The 265-nt window shown below is 43.8% G+C and carries 2 pseudogenes; both read right to left on the bottom strand.

Features of this window, described 5'->3' with window-relative positions:
* A pseudogene (locus tag BCT81_RS28500) lies at positions 1–182 on the bottom strand (carboxymuconolactone decarboxylase family protein); the annotation flags it as partial.
* 10 nt (positions 183–192) lie between these two features.
* Positions 193–265 (bottom strand): annotated as a pseudogene (locus tag BCT81_RS29900) (flavodoxin family protein); the annotation flags it as partial.

The raw sequence follows: 265 nt of genomic DNA, 5'->3' as shown, positions 1-265 counted from the left end.
AATGTTGTGTTCTTCATAAACAGTTCGAAAAGCGTGTTATATGCTTCGTACGTCGCTGGTGCTTCAGCTAGAACAGCGTGCAGATTGGGTAGCATGCCAAAGCCTTTAAGAGACTGTTCCACCAGAGCTTTAGACTCTTCAGGCGCAGTTTCGGCGTTGTAATAAGTAAATTCAGTGCTCATGGGTATCTCCTTAGAAGTTAGCGTCTAGGTGCGCTTCAAAACGAGCGAAATCATTTTCGATGTCACCATTTTTCATTACGTCA

This window comes from Vibrio sp. 10N.261.52.A1, from assembly GCF_002876325.1.
Lineage (GTDB): Bacteria > Pseudomonadota > Gammaproteobacteria > Enterobacterales > Vibrionaceae > Vibrio > Vibrio chagasii.
This window is presented reverse-complemented; position numbering and strand designations above follow the sequence as displayed.